Below are 16,821 nucleotides of genomic sequence, written 5' to 3'. Positions count from 1 at the left end.
TGACTTATTAAGCCAGTCGATTAACCAACATAAATCGTTAGTGATCTCTCGAATACAGCGTTCGTATGAGTTTGGGAATCAAAGAGGACGATTTAATGAATGAAGTCATGTTATTCCCTTTAACCTCAGTTGTACTGCCAGAAGGAAAGATGAATCTGCGCATTTTTGAGCCACGCTATCAGCGCATGGTCAAGGAGTGCAGTGTCCGAAACGTCGGTTTCGGGGTTTGTCTGGTTGGCTGTGGGGACGATCCAAAAGCAGTAGGGAATGTGTCGTCTATCGGTACTTTGGTCACTATCGTTGATTTTGAAACACTCAGTGATGGGCTTCTTGGTATTACCGTGGCGGGAGAGAGACGTTTTATTGTCAAAAGGGTGAGGGCTGATTCTGATGGCCTTCGCCACGCTGAAGTCGAGTGGTTAGACAATTGGCAAGAGCCAAGGTCTCATCCCGACTTCCTCTATCTAAGTCATCAACTCGCTCATGTGTACGAACAATTTCCTCAATTAGGGACGCTTTACCAACACCGCTTTTACGACGATCCATCATGGGTCGCTCAAAGATGGCTTGAACTTCTTCCACTAGATTGTGAGCTGTTTGAGCAGTTGGTTGGAGCAGAGGATTGTCTACCTGCATTGCACTTTCTTAATGATGCTATAGAAGCCCCACTTCAAAGAGAGACTAGGATATGAAAGGACTTACAAAAACCGCAGTAACTTTGGTTGCTGTGCTAGGGATTGCTGCGTGCGGGTCAGACAGTGATTCGATTAAGTATTCTAATTTGCAAGCGGTACATGCTTCTTCTGATGCGCCTCTTGCAAATGTATGGATTAACGAGCAAGCTGCTTTGACGGGCGTCGACTATGGCGTTGGCTCTGGTTACGTGAGGCTACCTGAAGGGGCAAACTCAGTTCAAGTTGATGTGCAGTTGCCCGGTGGAGATGTCGCGACTGTCGTAGACAAAACAACGCTCGATCTGGACTCGGATCTTTATTACACCGCATTTGTCGTGGGTGACGCTTCTGGAGCACCAAACCCTGTTGAGCCTCTTATCGTGACTCGAAGCGCGACTTCCATGGCTGATGCAAACAGTTTAGATGTTCAGGTAGTACATGCTGCTTCTGGCGTGCCAGCTGTAGATCTTTACGTCACTGAGCCTGGAGTGGCGTTGGCAGACTCATCACCGATTACTAATCTAGCTTATAAAGCGTCGACGGATGTGCTGAACATTCCTGCAGGCGATTATCAAGTGAGACTAGCTGTCGGTGACACAGTAGCGTTTGATTCGGGCACGATCCCTCTACCAGCTAATGCTAACTTGACGATCGCCGCTATTAAGACAGGGGATTCCAACAGTACTTCTCCGGTGAAGTTAATGGTATTGAATGGTTCTGGTTCTTCTATACTTGAAGATAAGGGAAGCCAAGCAGAAGTGCGCGTTGGTCATTTAGTCGATGGTGCACCTGTTGTTGATGTTCATGTCGACGGTGCTGCGTTTGCTCCGCTTTCGGATTTGGAATTCAAACAAATTCGTGGGTACTTGGACCTTGCGCCAAAAGCATACGATATTGATGTGTATGTTGATGGTACAACGACGGATCCAATTATCGACGTTGACGGTTTAGAAGTGAAAGGTGGTATGGATTACAGCATCTATGCTGTTGGCGTTGTCGCACCTGCAATCGCAATTGAACCGCTGGTAGTCGAAGACATGCGTCGTGCAGTCGCAACCAGCGCAACGTTAAATGTCACGCACGCAGCAGCGAATCCAGTGGCTGAAATGGTTGACATCTATCTCACAACTAGCGCAGGAATTGACGGAAGTGATCCAGCAATAGCAAACTTCGCGTATAAAGATAGTGTGCAAGGTGTTTACGTTGCCGAAGGTTCTTATTTTGTCACTGTGACAGTGGCGGGAGACCCAAATACAGTAGCAATTGATTCTGCGCCTGTAACGGTAATGAACGGCGTCGTATATCAAGTAGTCGCCATCGATGATGGCAATAACGGTGGCTTCAATCTTATTGTTGGTGACATCACCGACTAGGACGAAAGGGGGAGGGGAAAACTCCTCCCGATTATTAAGGCTGATTATGATGAGTGAAAGCCCACAAAAGCTCGGGCGAAGCGAATGGAACGATTATATGGACAAAGTGAAAGCGCGAGACAAAGACGCTTTTGCCTTCGTATTTCGTTTTTATGCACCAAAGCTTAAGCAGTTCGCCTACAAACATGTTGGTAATGAGCAAGTTGCAATGGAAATGGTGCAAGAAACCATGGCGACTGTTTGGCAAAAAGCTCATTTATATGATGGCACAAAAAGTGCCCTGTCGACATGGATCTATACCATCATCCGTAACCTTTGCTTCGACCTTTTAAGGAAACAGAAAGGTAAGGATTTACACATTCATTCTGATGACATTTGGCCGTCAGACTACTACCCACCTGATTTGGTTGACCATTATTCACCTGAGCAAGACATGCTCAAAGAACAGGTAGTCAAATTTTTAGACATACTGCCGAAAAACCAAAGAGAAGTACTCCAAGCGGTGTACCTCCAAGAACTTCCACACCAACAGGTCGCAGAGTTGTTCGACATACCTTTGGGCACCGTGAAGTCTCGCTTGAGGCTAGCGGTAGAAAAGCTAAGGCATTCGATGCACACGGAGCAATTATGAACAAACATCCAGACAAAACATTGTTAGAGGCATATGCTTCCGGAAGTATTGATGCAGTTTCTGGTCTGGTGGTTGCCACTCACCTAGAAACTTGCCCCAAATGCCGATCTTATGTCAATCAACTAGAGGCGGCTCAGGCCAGTTTGGTGAACGATATACCGTCTATTTATGACGCTGAGTTTGATAGCATGCTCAACGACATTATCACTTCAGAACCAACGTCTGACAGCATCATTGTTAGAGATGTCGCCAAAGTTATGGTCGCAGACAAAGATTTCAAACTACCGAAAACACTGAGCCGTTTCTCAGACTTGGTGGGCGAATGGAAGAGCTATGGGGGCAAAGTCTACAGTGCACAGATTGATCTAGGGGAAGAAGCGCGCGTCAACCTTATGTATATAAGCGAAGACGTGAGAATTCCGCAGCACACGCACAAAGGTCAGGAATCAACGCTAGTTTTACAAGGTGGCTTCAGTGATGAGGACGGGCATTACGAAGTTGGAGATGTACTTGTACGAGATGCATCTGCAAAACATAGCCCATTCACCAAGCCTGGCGAAGATTGCTTATGCCTAACTGTATTGACAGAGCCAATGATCTTCACACAAGGTGTGGCGAGAATCTTCAATATGTTTGGCAAAGGTATGTATCCTTAACGAGCATCCAGAATCAGAATCAGAATCAGAAACAGAAAACCACCGCATCGCGGTGGTTTTTGTTTTTCATTTCTCTTCTTAGTTTCTCTGTCTCGCTTTTTCTAGCAACTCAGTGAAGTAATGTCGCAATGAATAAAGCATGATCAAACTCGGGACGACCATTACCGCAGTAATCACAAAGAAAGTCGTCCAGTCATTCAGATAATCAACTAATTCGCCACTGAACGAAGCTAGGGTAGTCCTTCCAAAGTTGCCCAGCGAGGCTAACAAAGCGTACTGAGTTGCAGAGAATGCTTGTCCAGTCAGGATAGTCAAGAACGAAACAAAAGCGACGGTCGAGAAAGCGGTTGTGAAGTTATCGACAATGATCGTCGCTAAGAACAGATGCTCATTCGGGCCGACTTTCGCAATCCAAGCAAACATCAAGTTACTTGCCGCCATGGCGATACCGCCAATCATCAAGCCACGTACAATCCCAAACTTAACGTTAAATATGCTGCCAACAAAGGTGAACAGCATGGTTGCGCCCCAGCCAATCAGTTTCGAGTAGTAGCCAATTTGTTCATTGCTAAAACCTATCTCCTTATAGAAGGCAATCGACATGCGTCCCAAGAACGCCTCACCAATTTTGAATAGGAAAACAAATAACAAAAGCGTGACGGCAACACGAACGCCATTACGATTGAAGAAATCCAAGAAAGGTTCCACAACGGTAACGGTAAACCAAGCCACCAGTTTGGAGCCCACTACTTCTTTGTGACGTTGTTCTGCTTCCAACTGCAGTTGTTCACGTTGTGTTTTTGGTTCACCCACTAAAAGAGTGAAAATCATCAAGAGCACAACGATAAAAGCCATGCCGTAATAGACACCATTCCAGCCTATGCCATCGGCATTAATGAACGCTAAATAGCCTGGTAGTGAATAACCCGTCCACCAACCAATCACCGCCATAGCAGAAGCTTGCGGAAGTTTCGATTCTTCCGTCTTAGGAAAGGTATCAATACGGAACGCATCAATCGCAATATCCTGTGTCGCTGAGGCAGTGGCAATACACAATGCGAGAAGTGATGTGAAAATCAGGTTTTCAGCGGGGTTCACACCGGCAATAAACAGAGTAGCAACAAGCACGATACTCTGGCATAGGAAAATCCAGCTACGACGTTGTCCAAGTAAGCGGTGCAACACAGGTAGTTTGACGCGATCGACCAATGGCGCCCATAAAAAGTTGATCGCATAAACAGCAAATACGCTACCAAAATAGCCGATTGCCGATAACGTCAAACCAGCATCTTTTAGCCAGCCTGACATGTTTGAACCAATAAGCACCCAGGGGAAGCCACTTGAGCAGCCAAGCATGAAAACCCAAAGTAAGCGTTTATCGAGGTAACTTTTTACCGTTTCCAACCAAGTGATGGAAGGTAATGAAGACATAAATCAATCCGTTAAAATAGAGCCACTAAAAGAGAAAGCCCTTCGAATATTCAAAGGGCTTATGATTTTGGCTACTTGAGTAGTGTTGCTTTGGTGATGACGATTTGTGTCTCTGGGACATCGCGCATGCGACCGATGGATTTGGTTGGCTGAGTCGCCATTTTTTGAATGACATCGAAGCCTTCGGTGACTTCACCAAATACTGCATAACCCGGTGGGCGAGAACCGAAGTTTAAGAAGTCATTGTCGACCAAGTTTACGAAGAACTGACGTGTTGCCGAATCAGGAGCATTGGTGCGCGCCATTGCAATAGTGGCACGGTCATTGTTCAAACCGTTATTCCCTTCGTTTTTGATTGGTGCGTAGGTCTTAACCATTTGCATGTCTTGGTTAAAGCCACCACCTTGCGCCATAAAGCCAGGAATCACGCGATGAAAAATCGTACCTTCGTAGCTACCATCTTCCACATATTTAAGGAAGTTCGCGACCGTAACGGGTGCTTTTTCTTCATTTAACTCTACGGTGAAGTTACCTAACGTAGTTTCAAACGCCACTTTAGGACCAGCAAAAACGCTGCAGCTCAGAAGTGCGAGAGAAAGAATAGCTTTACGTAGCATTAGAATCGCTCCTGCATGTATTGGCGAAGTTCAGGGTCATTCGCGATCTCTTTTAGAGTTAGAGCCACGACATCATTCAATGTTTGTTCAATGTCAGAGTCTGAAGCGCTTAGTGTGCCTGAACGTTTAGCAGTACCAGTATAGGTCTTAACAAGCTTGCCTTGCGGAGTTTCTGCGGTAATTTCTAGAACGACTTTCGCATCCATCTCGTTTTCCATTACAGAGTGCTTTACGTTTACCAACGCTTCTTCCACTTCAAGCTCAATCGAGTTATCGCTGTTCAGATCTGAATGGAAACCTTGAGAAGAGAATTGCTTCTCTAATGCTTCTTCAAGAGAAATACGTAGGTTTTGTTTCGCATGAAGAGGCAAAATATTTGAACGACCGTTATCGACTAGAGCAACATACTGAGCCGCACGTACGTCTTTACTGGTTAGACTGTAGCTCTTGCCTTGTGCGATTGGGTTCGTGCTTAGCGTCGTCTCAGGCATCAGGTTCAGTTGAGGTTGTTGTGGCGCCGAACATGCAGCAAGCAAGGCAACCGAAGCCGCGAGTACCAGTTTTTTCATCTTATTATTCCTTTTAAACATATTGCTAAAGTCAGGACTTTATTGCTTGGCGCCTAATTTAGCAGGATTTTTCGTTGCCTGTAAAATCACGAACTTATTGTTAGAAGCGACTAATTTCACATTTTTGTCGCCAAACAGACGTTTCAGCTTCGCATAGTAACCAAGGTGACGGTTACCTATGACCAATAATTTACCGCCTTGGTTCAGTATTTGTTTCGCATCGCAGAACATTTGCCACGCAATGTGGTCAGTGATCGCTTGCTGCTGATGGAACGGTGGGTTGCACATCACCATGTCTGCACAGTCTGGGGTGAAACCATCTAAGCAGTTGTTCGCAATGCATTGAATATCGCGGGCGTCGCCTAGGTTATCGAGCAAGTTTTGTTTTGCTGACTCGATAGCCATAAAGCTTTCATCCACGCTGGTTAAACGAGCTTGAGGATTTAATTGCCCCATTTTTACTGACAGCACACCATTACCACAGCCAAGGTCGATGACGTGTTTCAACGTTGGATCTTGAGGAAGGTGTTGCAGCATAAAACGTGCGCCGAGATCCAAGCTTTCGCCTGAGTATACATTTGGCAGGTTTTTCAGTCGAATACTCTCACCTTCAATGCCCCAAATCGTCATTGGGTCGACATCTATGACTGGTTGAGCATTGGCAGTTGAGAATACTAAACGATGCTTTTTCCACGCTAGAGAGGTTTTAGTCTCGCCTAAGTAATTCTCAAACAGTTTGAGTGTCGACGTATGGATCTCTTTCGCTTTGTTGACCGCAACAATAGGGCAGGATGCTGGCAACGTTTTACGCAGTTGACTGAGTAACCAAACTAGATGGCGGTTACTTTTTGGCAGTTGCATCAAAACTAAGTCTGTATTCTCTGGAATGTCATCCATCGTAGAGAGAAAAGACACTTGATTGCATTGGTTGTCTGCAAGGTTTTGTTGCGCACCCTTGTGTGAGATGAAAGAGTCACCCATCAACGTCACATTGTGCTTGTCTGAAAACCAGCATGCCAACGCACCGAAGTTATCATTAACAACTACGATATTTTGATTATCTGGCAACGCCATTTCTTCTACGTGATTGATAAGGTACTCATCACCCGCATCCCATGCTTGAAGAGTTTCGTTGGAGCGCTTTGGGAAACGATGCAGCGTGAGGCTACGATCGTGAAGGTCTAATTCGGTTTTCATAACTAAACGTAAGTCGATTTGGAAATTAGTGATTATTGTCGCAAATGATGAAGGCTCAAGATACAAAAAGCTGTCAAATTTACTGATTTTCACAGGCTTTTAGCGAACTGTGTGGATTGTGAAAGAGGGAGCAGGGACGTTTCGTTGATTTCATTTGCTGAACTAGAGTATATACTTACCTGATTAGTATTAATGAGGACTAAATATGATCCAAGAAATCATAGAAACGAAACTGCACAGTGAGCTGCAACCTAATTTTTTAAAAGTGATCAATGAGAGTTATATGCACAATGTTCCGCCTGGCTCTGAGAGCCATTTCAAAGTGATTGTGGTCAGCGATGCATTTACTGGTCAGCGCCTCATTGGACGTCACCGTCAGGTACACACTGTACTGGCGGATGAGCTTGAGAATCACATCCATGCCTTGGCGATTCACACTTATACCAATGAAGAGTGGCAACAAGAACAAGATGGTGCGCCAGATAGCCCTATGTGTATGGGTGGCGGTCGCTAGGAAGCGATTACAACAATGATTTAAAAAGATGGTTTCAGCCATCTTTTTTGTTTTACATCTTTCAAGGACAAAAATTTGGTACAAATAAAAGTTAAATAATGTATCAAAAAGTGTTCAATAAATTAGTAAAATTAATGCATATTTCAAACGTACAAATGTCCTATTTCCATAGCTAATTTATGGGCTTTGGCATTTGTGCGTTCGGTCAAACTTATGACTATTCTTTAACTTTTTACAGCTCGTTCTACCGAAATAAACCTTCCTTTCCCAATATTGGTCATGGCATCAAGTTCCCAAAAAATGCTAGACTACGGCACCTGATAAATCTCGCCTAATATTTGTGACGAGATAATTAATAGGATGTTGCGATTTTGATGTTTTAAACAGCATCAAAACCGGACACTGATGTCGTGTCTAAAAGTTACGCAATCAAAAGAATCTTTTTCCCGATAAAAGTAGTGCAAGTGCGTATGATTACAATAAAGAAGGGCTTGGATCTTCCTATCGCAGGAGCTCCATCCCAGGTGATTAATGATGGTAAGACCATCAAAAAAGTCGCCTTGCTTGGCGAAGAGTACGTTGGCATGCGTCCTACCATGCATGTCCGCGTTGGCGATGAAGTGAAAAAAGCGCAAGTTCTTTTTGAAGACAAAAAGAACCCTGGCGTGAAGTTCACTGCTCCAGCAGCCGGTAAAGTGATCGAAATTAACCGTGGCGCTAAGCGTGTACTTCAATCAGTAGTGATTGAAGTGGCAGGCGAAGAGCAGGTTACGTTTGATAAGTTCGAAGCAGCTCAACTAGCAGGTCTAGATCGCGAAGTGATCAAGACTCAATTGGTTGAATCTGGCCTTTGGACCGCTTTACGTACTCGTCCGTTCAGCAAGGTTCCAGCAATCGAGTCTGCTACTAAGGCTATTTTCGTAACTGCGATGGATACTAATCCACTAGCAGCACAGCCTGAGTTGATCATCAATGAACAACAAGAAGCATTCGTTGCAGGTCTAGACATTCTTTCAGCCCTGACAGAAGGCAAGGTTTACGTATGTAAGTCTGGCACTAGCTTGCCACGCTCTTCTCAGTCAAACGTAGAAGAACACGTCTTCGATGGCCCTCACCCAGCAGGTCTTGCTGGCACCCACATGCATTTCCTATACCCAGTGAATGCAGACAATGTGGCATGGAGCATCAACTACCAAGACGTTATCGCGTTCGGTCAGCTTTTCCTAACGGGTGAGCTTTACACTGATCGTGTTGTGTCTCTAGCTGGTCCTGTTGTGAACAACCCACGTCTTCTTCGTACAGTTGTAGGTGCTTCTCTTGAAGACCTAACTGACAACGAGTTGATGCCTGGCGAAGTTCGTGTGATTTCTGGCTCAGTATTAACTGGCACTCAAGCTATTGGTCCTCACGGGTACTTGGGTCGTTATCACGTGCAAGTTTCTGTGCTGCGTGAAGGCCGCGAGAAAGAGCTTTTCGGCTGGGCTATGCCTGGAAAGAACAAGTTCTCTGTTACTCGCTCATTCCTTGGTCACATCTTCAAAGGCCAATTGTTCAATATGACAACAACGACCAATGGCAGTGATCGTTCCATGGTTCCAATTGGTAACTACGAGCGTATTATGCCTCTGGATATGGAACCGACTTTGCTACTTCGTGATCTATGCGCAGGCGATACAGACAGTGCAGTTGCACTAGGTGCGTTAGAGCTAGACGAAGAAGACGTAGCATTGTGTACTTTTGTTTGTCCGGGTAAATACGAGTACGGTGAACTACTTCGTGAATGCCTAGATAAGATCGAGAAGGAAGGGTAATTTCCATGGCTCTTAAAAAGTATCTTGAAGACATCGAGCATCACTTTGAACCGGGCGGTAAACACGAAAAGTGGTTTGCTCTTTATGAAGCAGTCGCAACTGTTTTCTACACACCTGGTCTAATTACAAAAAAAAGCGCGCATGTTCGTGATAGCGTTGACCTAAAACGTATCATGATCATGGTTTGGCTAGCCGTATTCCCAGCAATGTTCTGGGGGATGTACAACGCGGGTGGTCAAGCTATTGCAGCACTTAACCATATGTACGCTGGTGAACAACTAGCGACAGTTATCTCAGGTAACTGGCACTACTGGCTAACAGAGATGTTTGGCGGCACCATCGGTGCAGAAGCGGGCGTTGGCAGTAAGATGCTACTGGGGGCGACCTACTTCCTACCAATCTACGCAACAGTCTTTATTGTTGGTGGTTTCTGGGAAGTGCTTTTCTGTATGGTGCGTAAGCACGAAGTTAACGAAGGTTTCTTTGTAACTTCTATTCTATTCGCACTTATCGTTCCACCAACGCTACCTCTATGGCAAGCGGCACTGGGTATTACATTCGGTGTTGTTGTAGCTAAAGAGATCTTCGGTGGTACAGGCCGTAACTTCCTGAACCCTGCTCTTGCAGGTCGTGCTTTCCTATTCTTCGCTTACCCAGCGCAAATCTCGGGTGACGTAGTATGGACTGCGGCTGACGGCTTCTCTGGTGCAACTGCTCTTAGCCAGTGGGCTCACGGCGGTAGCGGCGCATTGATCAACAACGTCACTGGCGCTCCTATCACTTGGATGGATGCATTCATCGGTAACATCCCTGGCTCAATTGGTGAAGTATCAACGCTTGCTCTAATGATCGGTGCAGCGATGATCGTTTACATGCGAATCGCTTCATGGCGCATCATCGCAGGTGTAATGATCGGTATGATTGCAGTATCGACACTATTCAACGTGATCGGTTCTGACACCAACCCAATGTTCAACATGCCATGGCACTGGCACCTAGTACTAGGTGGTTTTGCATTCGGTATGTTCTTTATGGCAACAGATCCAGTATCGGCGTCATTTACTAACGGCGCTAAGTGGTGGTACGGCATCCTAATCGGTGCAATGTGTGTGATGATCCGTGTAGTTAACCCAGCTTACCCAGAAGGTATGATGCTGGCGATTCTATTCGCGAACCTATTCGCACCTCTGTTCGACCATGTAGTTATCGAGAAGAACATCAAGCGGAGACTAGCACGCTATGGCAAGTAATAACGACAGCATTAAAAAGACGCTGGGTGTTGTTGTCGGGTTGAGCCTTGTTTGTTCAATCATCGTATCAACAGCAGCAGTAGGTCTGCGTGACCAGCAAAAAGCTAACGCTGTACTAGATAAGCAATCAAAGATTGTAGAAGTTGCGGGTATCGACGCTGAAGGTAAGAAAGTTCCTGAGCTTTTTGCTGAGTACATCGAACCTCGTCTAGTTGACTTCAAAACTGGTGATTTTGTAGAGAAGGCTGAAGACGGCTCTACAGCAGCTAACTACGACCAACGTAAAGCAGCGAAGGATCCAGCAGAGTCTATCAAGCTAACGGCTGATGAAGACAAAGCTAAGATCCTACGTCGTGCTAACACAGGTATCGTTTACCTAGTGAAAAACGGTGATGATATTTCTAAAGTTATCATCCCAGTTCACGGTAACGGCCTATGGTCAATGATGTATGCATTCGTTGCGGTTGAAACTGACGGTAACACTGTTTCTGGCATTACTTACTACGAGCAAGGTGAAACTCCTGGACTTGGTGGTGAAGTAGAAAATCCAGCATGGCGAGCTCAATTCGTTGGTAAGAAACTCTTCGACGAGAACCACAAACCAGCAATTGAAGTTGTTAAAGGTGGTGCTCCAGAAGGTTCTGAACATGGTGTTGATGGCCTGTCTGGTGCAACACTTACAAGTAACGGTGTTCAGCATACATTTGACTTTTGGTTAGGTGATATGGGCTTTGGTCCTTTCTTAGCAAAAGTTCGTGACGGAGAACTGAACTAATGTCTAGTGCACAAAACATCAAAAAGAGCATTATGGCGCCAGTATTGGATAACAACCCAATTGCGCTGCAAGTTCTTGGTGTATGTTCTGCTCTTGCAGTAACTACAAAGCTGGAAACAGCATTCGTTATGACTATCGCAGTAATGTTTGTTACTGCTTTATCTAACTTTTTCGTTTCTCTTATCCGTAACCACATTCCTAACAGTGTGCGTATCATCGTTCAGATGGCAATCATTGCTTCATTAGTAATTGTGGTAGACCAAGTGCTTAAGGCTTACCTATACGATGTTTCAAAGCAGCTATCGGTATTCGTAGGTCTAATCATCACGAACTGTATCGTAATGGGTCGTGCTGAGGCATTTGCGATGAAGTCGCCACCGATCCCTTCATTTATTGATGGTATTGGTAATGGTCTTGGCTACGGCTTCGTACTAATCACTGTTGGTTTCTTTCGTGAGCTTTTAGGCTCAGGCAAGATATTCGGCATGGAAGTACTTCCTTTGGTGAGCAATGGCGGTTGGTATCAGCCAAACGGCCTAATGCTACTTGCACCATCGGCATTCTTCTTGATTGGTTTCCTGATTTGGGCAATTCGTACGTTCAAGCCAGAGCAAGTAGAAGCTAAGGAGTAAGAGCATTATGGAACATTACATTAGCTTGTTGGTTAAATCGATTTTTATCGAAAACATGGCTTTGTCTTTCTTTTTAGGTATGTGTACTTTCCTTGCCGTATCTAAGAAAGTAAAGACTTCCTTCGGCCTAGGTGTTGCGGTAGTGGTAGTGTTAACTATCGCAGTTCCTGTGAACAACCTTGTTTACACTCACATTCTCAAAGAGAATGCGTTGGTCGAGGGTGTTGACTTAAGCTTCCTTAACTTTATCGCGTTTATCGGTGTTATCGCTGCATTAGTACAAATCCTAGAGATGGTTCTTGACCGTTTCTTCCCACCTTTGTACAACGCGCTTGGCATCTTCCTACCGCTGATCACAGTTAACTGTGCGATTTTCGGTGGCGTATCTTTCATGGTAACTCGCGATTACAACTTCGCGGAATCGATCGTTTACGGTTTCGGCTCTGGTGTAGGCTGGATGTTAGCGATCGTCGCTCTTGCAGGTATCCGTGAGAAGATGAAGTACTCAGATGTACCTCCTGGTCTACGTGGTCTAGGCATCACGTTTATCACTGTAGGTCTAATGGCGTTAGGCTTTATGTCTTTCTCTGGTGTTCAACTGTAAGTCGGGTAAGCCGCAACAATTAAGGAATAGTCAATGGACATTATTCTTGGTGTAGTGATGTTTACTCTGATCGTACTTGCGCTAGTACTAGTGATTCTTTTCGCTAAGTCTAAGCTTGTACCAACAGGTGACATTACAATTTCTGTGAACGATGACCCATCACTGGCGATCGTTACACAACCAGGTGGCAAGTTACTATCTGCGCTAGCGGGCGCTGGCGTATTCGTATCTTCTGCTTGTGGTGGCGGTGGCTCTTGTGGTCAGTGTCGCGTAAAAGTTAAATCAGGTGGTGGTGACATTCTACCTACCGAGCTTGACCACATTACTAAAGGTGAAGCGCGTGAAGGTGAGCGTCTAGCGTGTCAGGTTGCAATGAAAACTGACATGGACATCGAACTTCCTGAAGAAATCTTCGGCGTTAAGAAGTGGGAATGTACAGTTATCTCTAACGATAACAAAGCAACATTCATCAAAGAGCTTAAGCTACAAATCCCAGATGGCGAATCAGTACCTTTCCGTGCTGGTGGTTACATACAGATTGAAGCGCCAGCTCACCACGTTAAATACGCGGATTACGATATTCCTGAGGAATACCGTGAGGATTGGGAGAAGTTCAACCTATTCCGCTACGAGTCTAAAGTTAATGAAGAGACAATTCGTGCATACTCTATGGCTAACTACCCAGAAGAGCACGGTATCATCATGCTTAACGTTCGTATCGCAACTCCGCCGCCAAATAACCCAGACGTTGCACCTGGTATCATGTCATCGTTCATCTGGTCTCTAAAAGAAGGCGACAAGTGTACGATCTCTGGTCCATTCGGTGAGTTCTTCGCGAAAGATACTGACGCTGAGATGGTATTCGTTGGTGGTGGTGCAGGTATGGCTCCAATGCGTTCTCATATCTTCGACCAGCTGAAACGTCTGCACTCTAAGCGTAAGATGTCATTCTGGTACGGTGCACGTTCTAAGCGTGAAATGTTCTACGTAGAAGACTTCGATGGCTTAGCGGCTGAGAACGATAACTTCGTATGGCACTGTGCACTGTCTGATCCACTTCCAGAAGATAACTGGGATGGTTACACTGGCTTCATTCACAACGTTCTTTACGAGAACTACCTACGTGATCACGAAGCGCCAGAAGACTGTGAATACTACATGTGTGGTCCACCTATGATGAACGCTGCTGTAATCGGCATGCTGAAAGATCTAGGTGTAGAGGATGAAAACATCCTTCTAGATGACTTCGGTGGTTAATCCCCCAAGTGATTGAATCTATGGCTAGCTCTTTAAGAGCTAGCCATTATTTTTTGTAGAAATAAAAACCATATTCAACAGTTGCTATAGGAAATCGGTTTGTCTTGAGAGAACCCATTTTCCATATCAATTTAACGACAATAGGAGTAAACAAGTGAAAAAGTGGCTTGTTGCATTCGCTTCTCTATTGGTTCTAGCTGGTTGTGAACAGCCTGCAGATCAAGTTCATTTAAGTGGCCCAACAATGGGTACCACATACAACATTAAATACATCGAGCAAGATGGCCTGCCATCGCCTGAAGTTTTGCAAACAGAAATCGATCGCCTACTTGAAGAAGTGAACGATCAGATGTCGACTTACCGTGAAGATTCAGAGCTTAGCCGTTTTAACCAACACCAGACCAGTGAGCCATTTGAAGTATCACCGCAAACGGCAACGGTAGTGAAAGAAGCGATTCGCTTGAACGGTCTTACTCTAGGCGCACTAGACGTAACCGTTGGTCCACTGGTGAATCTTTGGGGCTTTGGTCCAGAAGCTCGTCCAGATGTGGTTCCGACAGATGAAGAGCTATCAGCTCGTAAAGCAAACACAGGTATTCACCATCTTTCGGTTGAAGGCAATAAAATGTCGAAAGACATTCCAAACTTGTACGTTGACCTATCGACTATCGCAAAAGGTTGGGGTGTTGATGTGGTTGCGGATTACCTACAATCACAAGGCATTCACAACTACATGGTAGAAGTTGGCGGTGAAATGCGTTTGAAAGGCATTAACCGTGAAGGTGTGCCATGGCGTATTGCCATTGAAAAGCCGACTGTTGATGAGCGCTCAATTCAAGAAATTATTGAGCCTGGCGACATGGCAATTGCAACAAGTGGTGACTATCGTAATTACTTTGAGAGCAATGGTGTGCGATACTCTCACATCATCAATCCGCAAACAGGCAAACCAATCCATCATAAAGTGGTGTCTGTAACGGTACTGGATAAATCGTCGATGACGGCTGATGGTCTTGCAACTGGGCTTATGGTTCTAGGTCAAGACAAAGGCATGGAAATCGCGAACGAGAACAACATTCCTGTTTTCATGATCGTGAAAACGGATGATGGTTTTAAAGAGCTGGCTTCGGAAGCATACAAGCCGTTCATGAAGAAATAACAACAAAAGTGAGCATGTCCTTATGAGTACATTTCTAATTACTTTTGCTGTCTTTGTTGCGGTAATTGCAGCGATGGCAGTGGGTTACATCTTCCAAAAGAAGGTCGTAAAAGGTAGCTGCGGCGGCCTTGGTGCGGTTGGTATTGACAAAGTATGTAACTGCCCAGAACCATGTGATGCACGTAAAAAGCGTGAGGCACGTGAAGCACTGCGCGCTGAAAAGCTAGCTGCGTGGGAAAAAGACCGTATTGCTTAATTGAGCTATAGTCAGAATGAAAAAACCCAGCCAGCGGCTGGGTTTTGTTTTTTGTAATCGAGAAACAGGGCGCTATTGGTAGATAGTCTGGTTTCGACCACTTTCTTTCGCTTGATATAAACGGTCATCAGCCACTTTAATCTGTTGATCAAGGTTTCCTTCAACACTCGATACACCAATACTTATGGTTACTTGGATGCTATTGTTCTGATAAGGGATTGGTGTTTTTTCAACACGCTGGCGCATCTGCTCCAATCGGGTGACGAAGTCGTCATAACAGCCACTGGCTTGAATACAAAACTCTTCCCCGCCAAAGCGAGCAATTACATCGCCTGGGAAATAGACCTTCAAGATATTTGCCACCATCACAAGTGCAGCATCACCGCCACCATGCCCGTAGTTATCGTTCACTTTCTTGAAAAAGTCGATATCCAACATCGCGATATTACGTTTTTCGCAGCCGCTACATGCTTGCCCAAACAAGAAACGTCTATTCCACAAGCCTGTGAGAGCATCTTGGTTCGCCATTCTAAACAGCTCTGTTGTTGCTTCCTTCATGTCCAAGATTTGATGAACTCGGCAGAAGAACTCTTCTTGATTGAAAGGCTTATACAGAAAGTCATTCGCACCTGCTTTGAGAAAGCGAGCGGTCATTGTGCGATCGTCACTGCCTGAGATACCAAGAATAGCGAGTTGGTTCTTATCTAATTTCTGGCGTAACTCGCGAATCATGGTAATGCCGTTTTTTACTGGCATATCGTGATCAGTCAGCACCAACGTAATATCTGGATTCTGCTCGATTAGCTTAATGGCTTGTTGGCCATCTTCAGCCTGAAGTGTTTGTATATACTGGTGCTCTAGTAGTTGAACCACATGGCGACGAACCGTCATTGAATCATCGACCACCAAACACTTATGGTGTTGATTGTTCGTTAATCGTTTGAGGAGTGGAAGTAGGTAGGATACCGACGCCATACTGTCCTTTAAGATGTAATCGAGGACACCTTTGGCTAACATTTTTTCGCGAGCATCATCTTGAAACATAGCCGTCAGCACGATGACTTTTTGCTGGTGGGAAAGTACCAAGTCGATAATTTCGCCATCTTGTGCGTCGGGCAGGCAATAGTCGAGAACGGCACAAAGCAATTCTGGTTGAGTTGCTAAAATCGATTGGGCTTCACCATAGTTTTCTGCAGTGAGTACCTCATAACCTGCTTGGTTTAACAGCTGCTGTAAGTAGTTTTTAAAGGCACGGCTGTCTTCGACGACCAGTATTTTATTACTCAAAAAGTTTCCCTACTTTGGTGTATAAATCAACTTTAGTGTTATAAGTATCAATAATAATGAAACGCAATTTAAATGCTATGAAAAATTCTTGATCTCTGATAGCAGATAACACTATTTCCAATGTGTCT

At 45.0% G+C, this 16,821-nt stretch carries 18 protein-coding genes; 13 read left to right on the top strand and 5 right to left on the bottom strand.

Translation table 11 applies throughout. From position 1 onward, the window contains the following. Positions 1–95 precede the first annotated feature (95 nt). From A8140_RS12305 to A8140_RS12290, 4 genes are read left to right on the top strand one after another with little or no spacing between them, the layout of a single operon-like run. Positions 96–692, top strand: a complete 597-nt coding sequence (locus A8140_RS12305) for an LON peptidase substrate-binding domain-containing protein (RefSeq protein ID WP_005529417.1) — start codon at positions 96–98, stop codon at positions 690–692. After that, positions 689–2,047: a DUF4397 domain-containing protein gene (locus A8140_RS12300; protein WP_005529415.1), complete on the top strand. Its 1,359-nt coding sequence runs from the start codon at positions 689–691 to the stop codon at positions 2,045–2,047. Before A8140_RS12305 ends, A8140_RS12300 begins: the two co-directional genes overlap by 4 nt. Before the next feature lie 46 nt (positions 2,048–2,093). Then, the gene (locus tag A8140_RS12295; RefSeq protein WP_005529413.1) at positions 2,094–2,678 is read left to right on the top strand and encodes an RNA polymerase sigma factor; all 585 of its coding nucleotides are present in this window, start codon (positions 2,094–2,096) and stop codon (positions 2,676–2,678) included. Then, entirely contained in the window at positions 2,675–3,334 is a 660-nt protein-coding gene (locus tag A8140_RS12290) for a ChrR family anti-sigma-E factor (protein ID WP_005529411.1), read from the top strand. The genes A8140_RS12295 and A8140_RS12290 overlap by 4 nt, the downstream gene beginning before the upstream one ends. 78 nt (positions 3,335–3,412) lie before the next feature. Here the strand turns inward: A8140_RS12290 and A8140_RS12285 are convergent, their stop codons facing one another. The 4 genes from A8140_RS12285 to A8140_RS12270 all read right to left on the bottom strand — a co-directional run bounded on the left by A8140_RS12285 (position 3,413) and on the right by A8140_RS12270 (position 7,148). Beyond that, the gene (locus A8140_RS12285) at positions 3,413–4,765 is read right to left on the bottom strand and encodes an AmpG family muropeptide MFS transporter (protein WP_005529409.1); all 1,353 of its coding nucleotides are present in this window, start codon (positions 4,763–4,765) and stop codon (positions 3,413–3,415) included. A 71-nt stretch (positions 4,766–4,836) separates the two neighbouring features. Further along, positions 4,837–5,382 (bottom strand): peptidylprolyl isomerase, encoded by a 546-nt coding sequence (locus A8140_RS12280; RefSeq protein ID WP_005529407.1) that lies wholly within the window; start codon positions 5,380–5,382, stop codon positions 4,837–4,839. Continuing rightward, positions 5,382–5,951 (bottom strand): YajG family lipoprotein, encoded by a 570-nt coding sequence (locus A8140_RS12275; RefSeq protein WP_005529405.1) that lies wholly within the window; start codon positions 5,949–5,951, stop codon positions 5,382–5,384. The genes A8140_RS12280 and A8140_RS12275 overlap by 1 nt, the downstream gene beginning before the upstream one ends. 39 nt (positions 5,952–5,990) lie before the next feature. Further along, positions 5,991–7,148: a methyltransferase gene (locus A8140_RS12270; RefSeq protein WP_032999946.1), complete on the bottom strand. Its 1,158-nt coding sequence runs from the start codon at positions 7,146–7,148 to the stop codon at positions 5,991–5,993. Positions 7,149–7,353: 205 nt separating this feature from the next. Between A8140_RS12270 and bolA the strand changes: the two genes are divergently transcribed. From bolA to nqrM, 9 genes are all read left to right on the top strand, one after another. Beyond that, positions 7,354–7,662, top strand: a complete 309-nt coding sequence (gene bolA / locus A8140_RS12265; protein WP_005529401.1) for a transcriptional regulator BolA — start codon at positions 7,354–7,356, stop codon at positions 7,660–7,662. Between the two features lie 470 nt (positions 7,663–8,132). Further along, positions 8,133–9,473, top strand: coding sequence for a Na(+)-translocating NADH-quinone reductase subunit A (locus A8140_RS12260; protein WP_005529398.1), 1,341 nt, complete (start codon positions 8,133–8,135; stop codon positions 9,471–9,473). Between the two features lie 5 nt (positions 9,474–9,478). After that, on the top strand, positions 9,479–10,723 hold the full coding sequence (locus A8140_RS12255) for an NADH:ubiquinone reductase (Na(+)-transporting) subunit B (RefSeq protein ID WP_005529396.1): 1,245 nt from the start codon (positions 9,479–9,481) through the stop codon (positions 10,721–10,723). After that, positions 10,713–11,498 (top strand): Na(+)-translocating NADH-quinone reductase subunit C, encoded by a 786-nt coding sequence (locus tag A8140_RS12250; RefSeq protein ID WP_005529394.1) that lies wholly within the window; start codon positions 10,713–10,715, stop codon positions 11,496–11,498. The genes A8140_RS12255 and A8140_RS12250 overlap by 11 nt, the downstream gene beginning before the upstream one ends. Next, on the top strand, positions 11,498–12,130 hold the full coding sequence (locus A8140_RS12245) for an NADH:ubiquinone reductase (Na(+)-transporting) subunit D (protein ID WP_005529393.1): 633 nt from the start codon (positions 11,498–11,500) through the stop codon (positions 12,128–12,130). Before A8140_RS12250 ends, A8140_RS12245 begins: the two co-directional genes overlap by 1 nt. A 7-nt stretch (positions 12,131–12,137) precedes the next feature. Continuing rightward, positions 12,138–12,734: an NADH:ubiquinone reductase (Na(+)-transporting) subunit E gene (nqrE, locus tag A8140_RS12240; RefSeq protein ID WP_005529392.1), complete on the top strand. Its 597-nt coding sequence runs from the start codon at positions 12,138–12,140 to the stop codon at positions 12,732–12,734. 33 nt (positions 12,735–12,767) lie between these two features. Beyond that, on the top strand, positions 12,768–13,991 hold the full coding sequence (nqrF, locus tag A8140_RS12235) for an NADH:ubiquinone reductase (Na(+)-transporting) subunit F (RefSeq protein ID WP_005529391.1): 1,224 nt from the start codon (positions 12,768–12,770) through the stop codon (positions 13,989–13,991). A 154-nt stretch (positions 13,992–14,145) separates the two neighbouring features. Further along, on the top strand, positions 14,146–15,150 hold the full coding sequence (locus A8140_RS12230; RefSeq protein ID WP_005529390.1) for an FAD:protein FMN transferase: 1,005 nt from the start codon (positions 14,146–14,148) through the stop codon (positions 15,148–15,150). A gap of 22 nt (positions 15,151–15,172) precedes the next feature. Beyond that, the gene (gene nqrM, locus A8140_RS12225) at positions 15,173–15,406 is read left to right on the top strand and encodes a (Na+)-NQR maturation NqrM (protein WP_005529389.1); all 234 of its coding nucleotides are present in this window, start codon (positions 15,173–15,175) and stop codon (positions 15,404–15,406) included. A 72-nt stretch (positions 15,407–15,478) separates the two neighbouring features. Here the strand turns inward: nqrM and A8140_RS12220 are convergent, their stop codons facing one another. Continuing rightward, on the bottom strand, positions 15,479–16,693 hold the full coding sequence (locus tag A8140_RS12220; protein WP_005529388.1) for a diguanylate cyclase: 1,215 nt from the start codon (positions 16,691–16,693) through the stop codon (positions 15,479–15,481). Positions 16,694–16,821: the final 128 nt, after the last annotated feature.

Source organism: Vibrio campbellii CAIM 519 = NBRC 15631 = ATCC 25920, from assembly GCF_002163755.1.
GTDB classification, from domain to species: domain Bacteria; phylum Pseudomonadota; class Gammaproteobacteria; order Enterobacterales; family Vibrionaceae; genus Vibrio; species Vibrio campbellii.
This window is presented reverse-complemented; position numbering and strand designations above follow the sequence as displayed.

Excerpts from the sequence above, each read along its gene's own strand:
- bolA (WP_005529401.1), top strand. The coding sequence starts at position 7,354 with ATGATCCAAGAAATCATAGAAACGAAACTGCACAGTGAGCTGCAACCT.
- A8140_RS12295 (WP_005529413.1), top strand. The coding sequence starts at position 2,094 with ATGATGAGTGAAAGCCCACAAAAGCTCGGGCGAAGCGAATGGAACGAT.
- A8140_RS12290 (WP_005529411.1), top strand. The coding sequence starts at position 2,675 with ATGAACAAACATCCAGACAAAACATTGTTAGAGGCATATGCTTCCGGA.
- A8140_RS12260 (WP_005529398.1), top strand. The coding sequence starts at position 8,133 with ATGATTACAATAAAGAAGGGCTTGGATCTTCCTATCGCAGGAGCTCCA.
- A8140_RS12285 (WP_005529409.1), bottom strand. The coding sequence starts at position 4,765 with ATGTCTTCATTACCTTCCATCACTTGGTTGGAAACGGTAAAAAGTTAC.
- A8140_RS12255 (WP_005529396.1), top strand. The coding sequence starts at position 9,479 with ATGGCTCTTAAAAAGTATCTTGAAGACATCGAGCATCACTTTGAACCG.
- nqrM (WP_005529389.1), top strand. The coding sequence starts at position 15,173 with ATGAGTACATTTCTAATTACTTTTGCTGTCTTTGTTGCGGTAATTGCA.
- A8140_RS12305 (WP_005529417.1), top strand. The coding sequence starts at position 96 with ATGAATGAAGTCATGTTATTCCCTTTAACCTCAGTTGTACTGCCAGAA.
- A8140_RS12300 (WP_005529415.1), top strand. The coding sequence starts at position 689 with ATGAAAGGACTTACAAAAACCGCAGTAACTTTGGTTGCTGTGCTAGGG.
- nqrF (WP_005529391.1), top strand. The coding sequence starts at position 12,768 with ATGGACATTATTCTTGGTGTAGTGATGTTTACTCTGATCGTACTTGCG.
- A8140_RS12270 (WP_032999946.1), bottom strand. The coding sequence starts at position 7,148 with ATGAAAACCGAATTAGACCTTCACGATCGTAGCCTCACGCTGCATCGT.
- A8140_RS12280 (WP_005529407.1), bottom strand. The coding sequence starts at position 5,382 with ATGCTACGTAAAGCTATTCTTTCTCTCGCACTTCTGAGCTGCAGCGTT.
- A8140_RS12250 (WP_005529394.1), top strand. The coding sequence starts at position 10,713 with ATGGCAAGTAATAACGACAGCATTAAAAAGACGCTGGGTGTTGTTGTC.
- A8140_RS12275 (WP_005529405.1), bottom strand. The coding sequence starts at position 5,951 with ATGAAAAAACTGGTACTCGCGGCTTCGGTTGCCTTGCTTGCTGCATGT.
- A8140_RS12245 (WP_005529393.1), top strand. The coding sequence starts at position 11,498 with ATGTCTAGTGCACAAAACATCAAAAAGAGCATTATGGCGCCAGTATTG.
- nqrE (WP_005529392.1), top strand. The coding sequence starts at position 12,138 with ATGGAACATTACATTAGCTTGTTGGTTAAATCGATTTTTATCGAAAAC.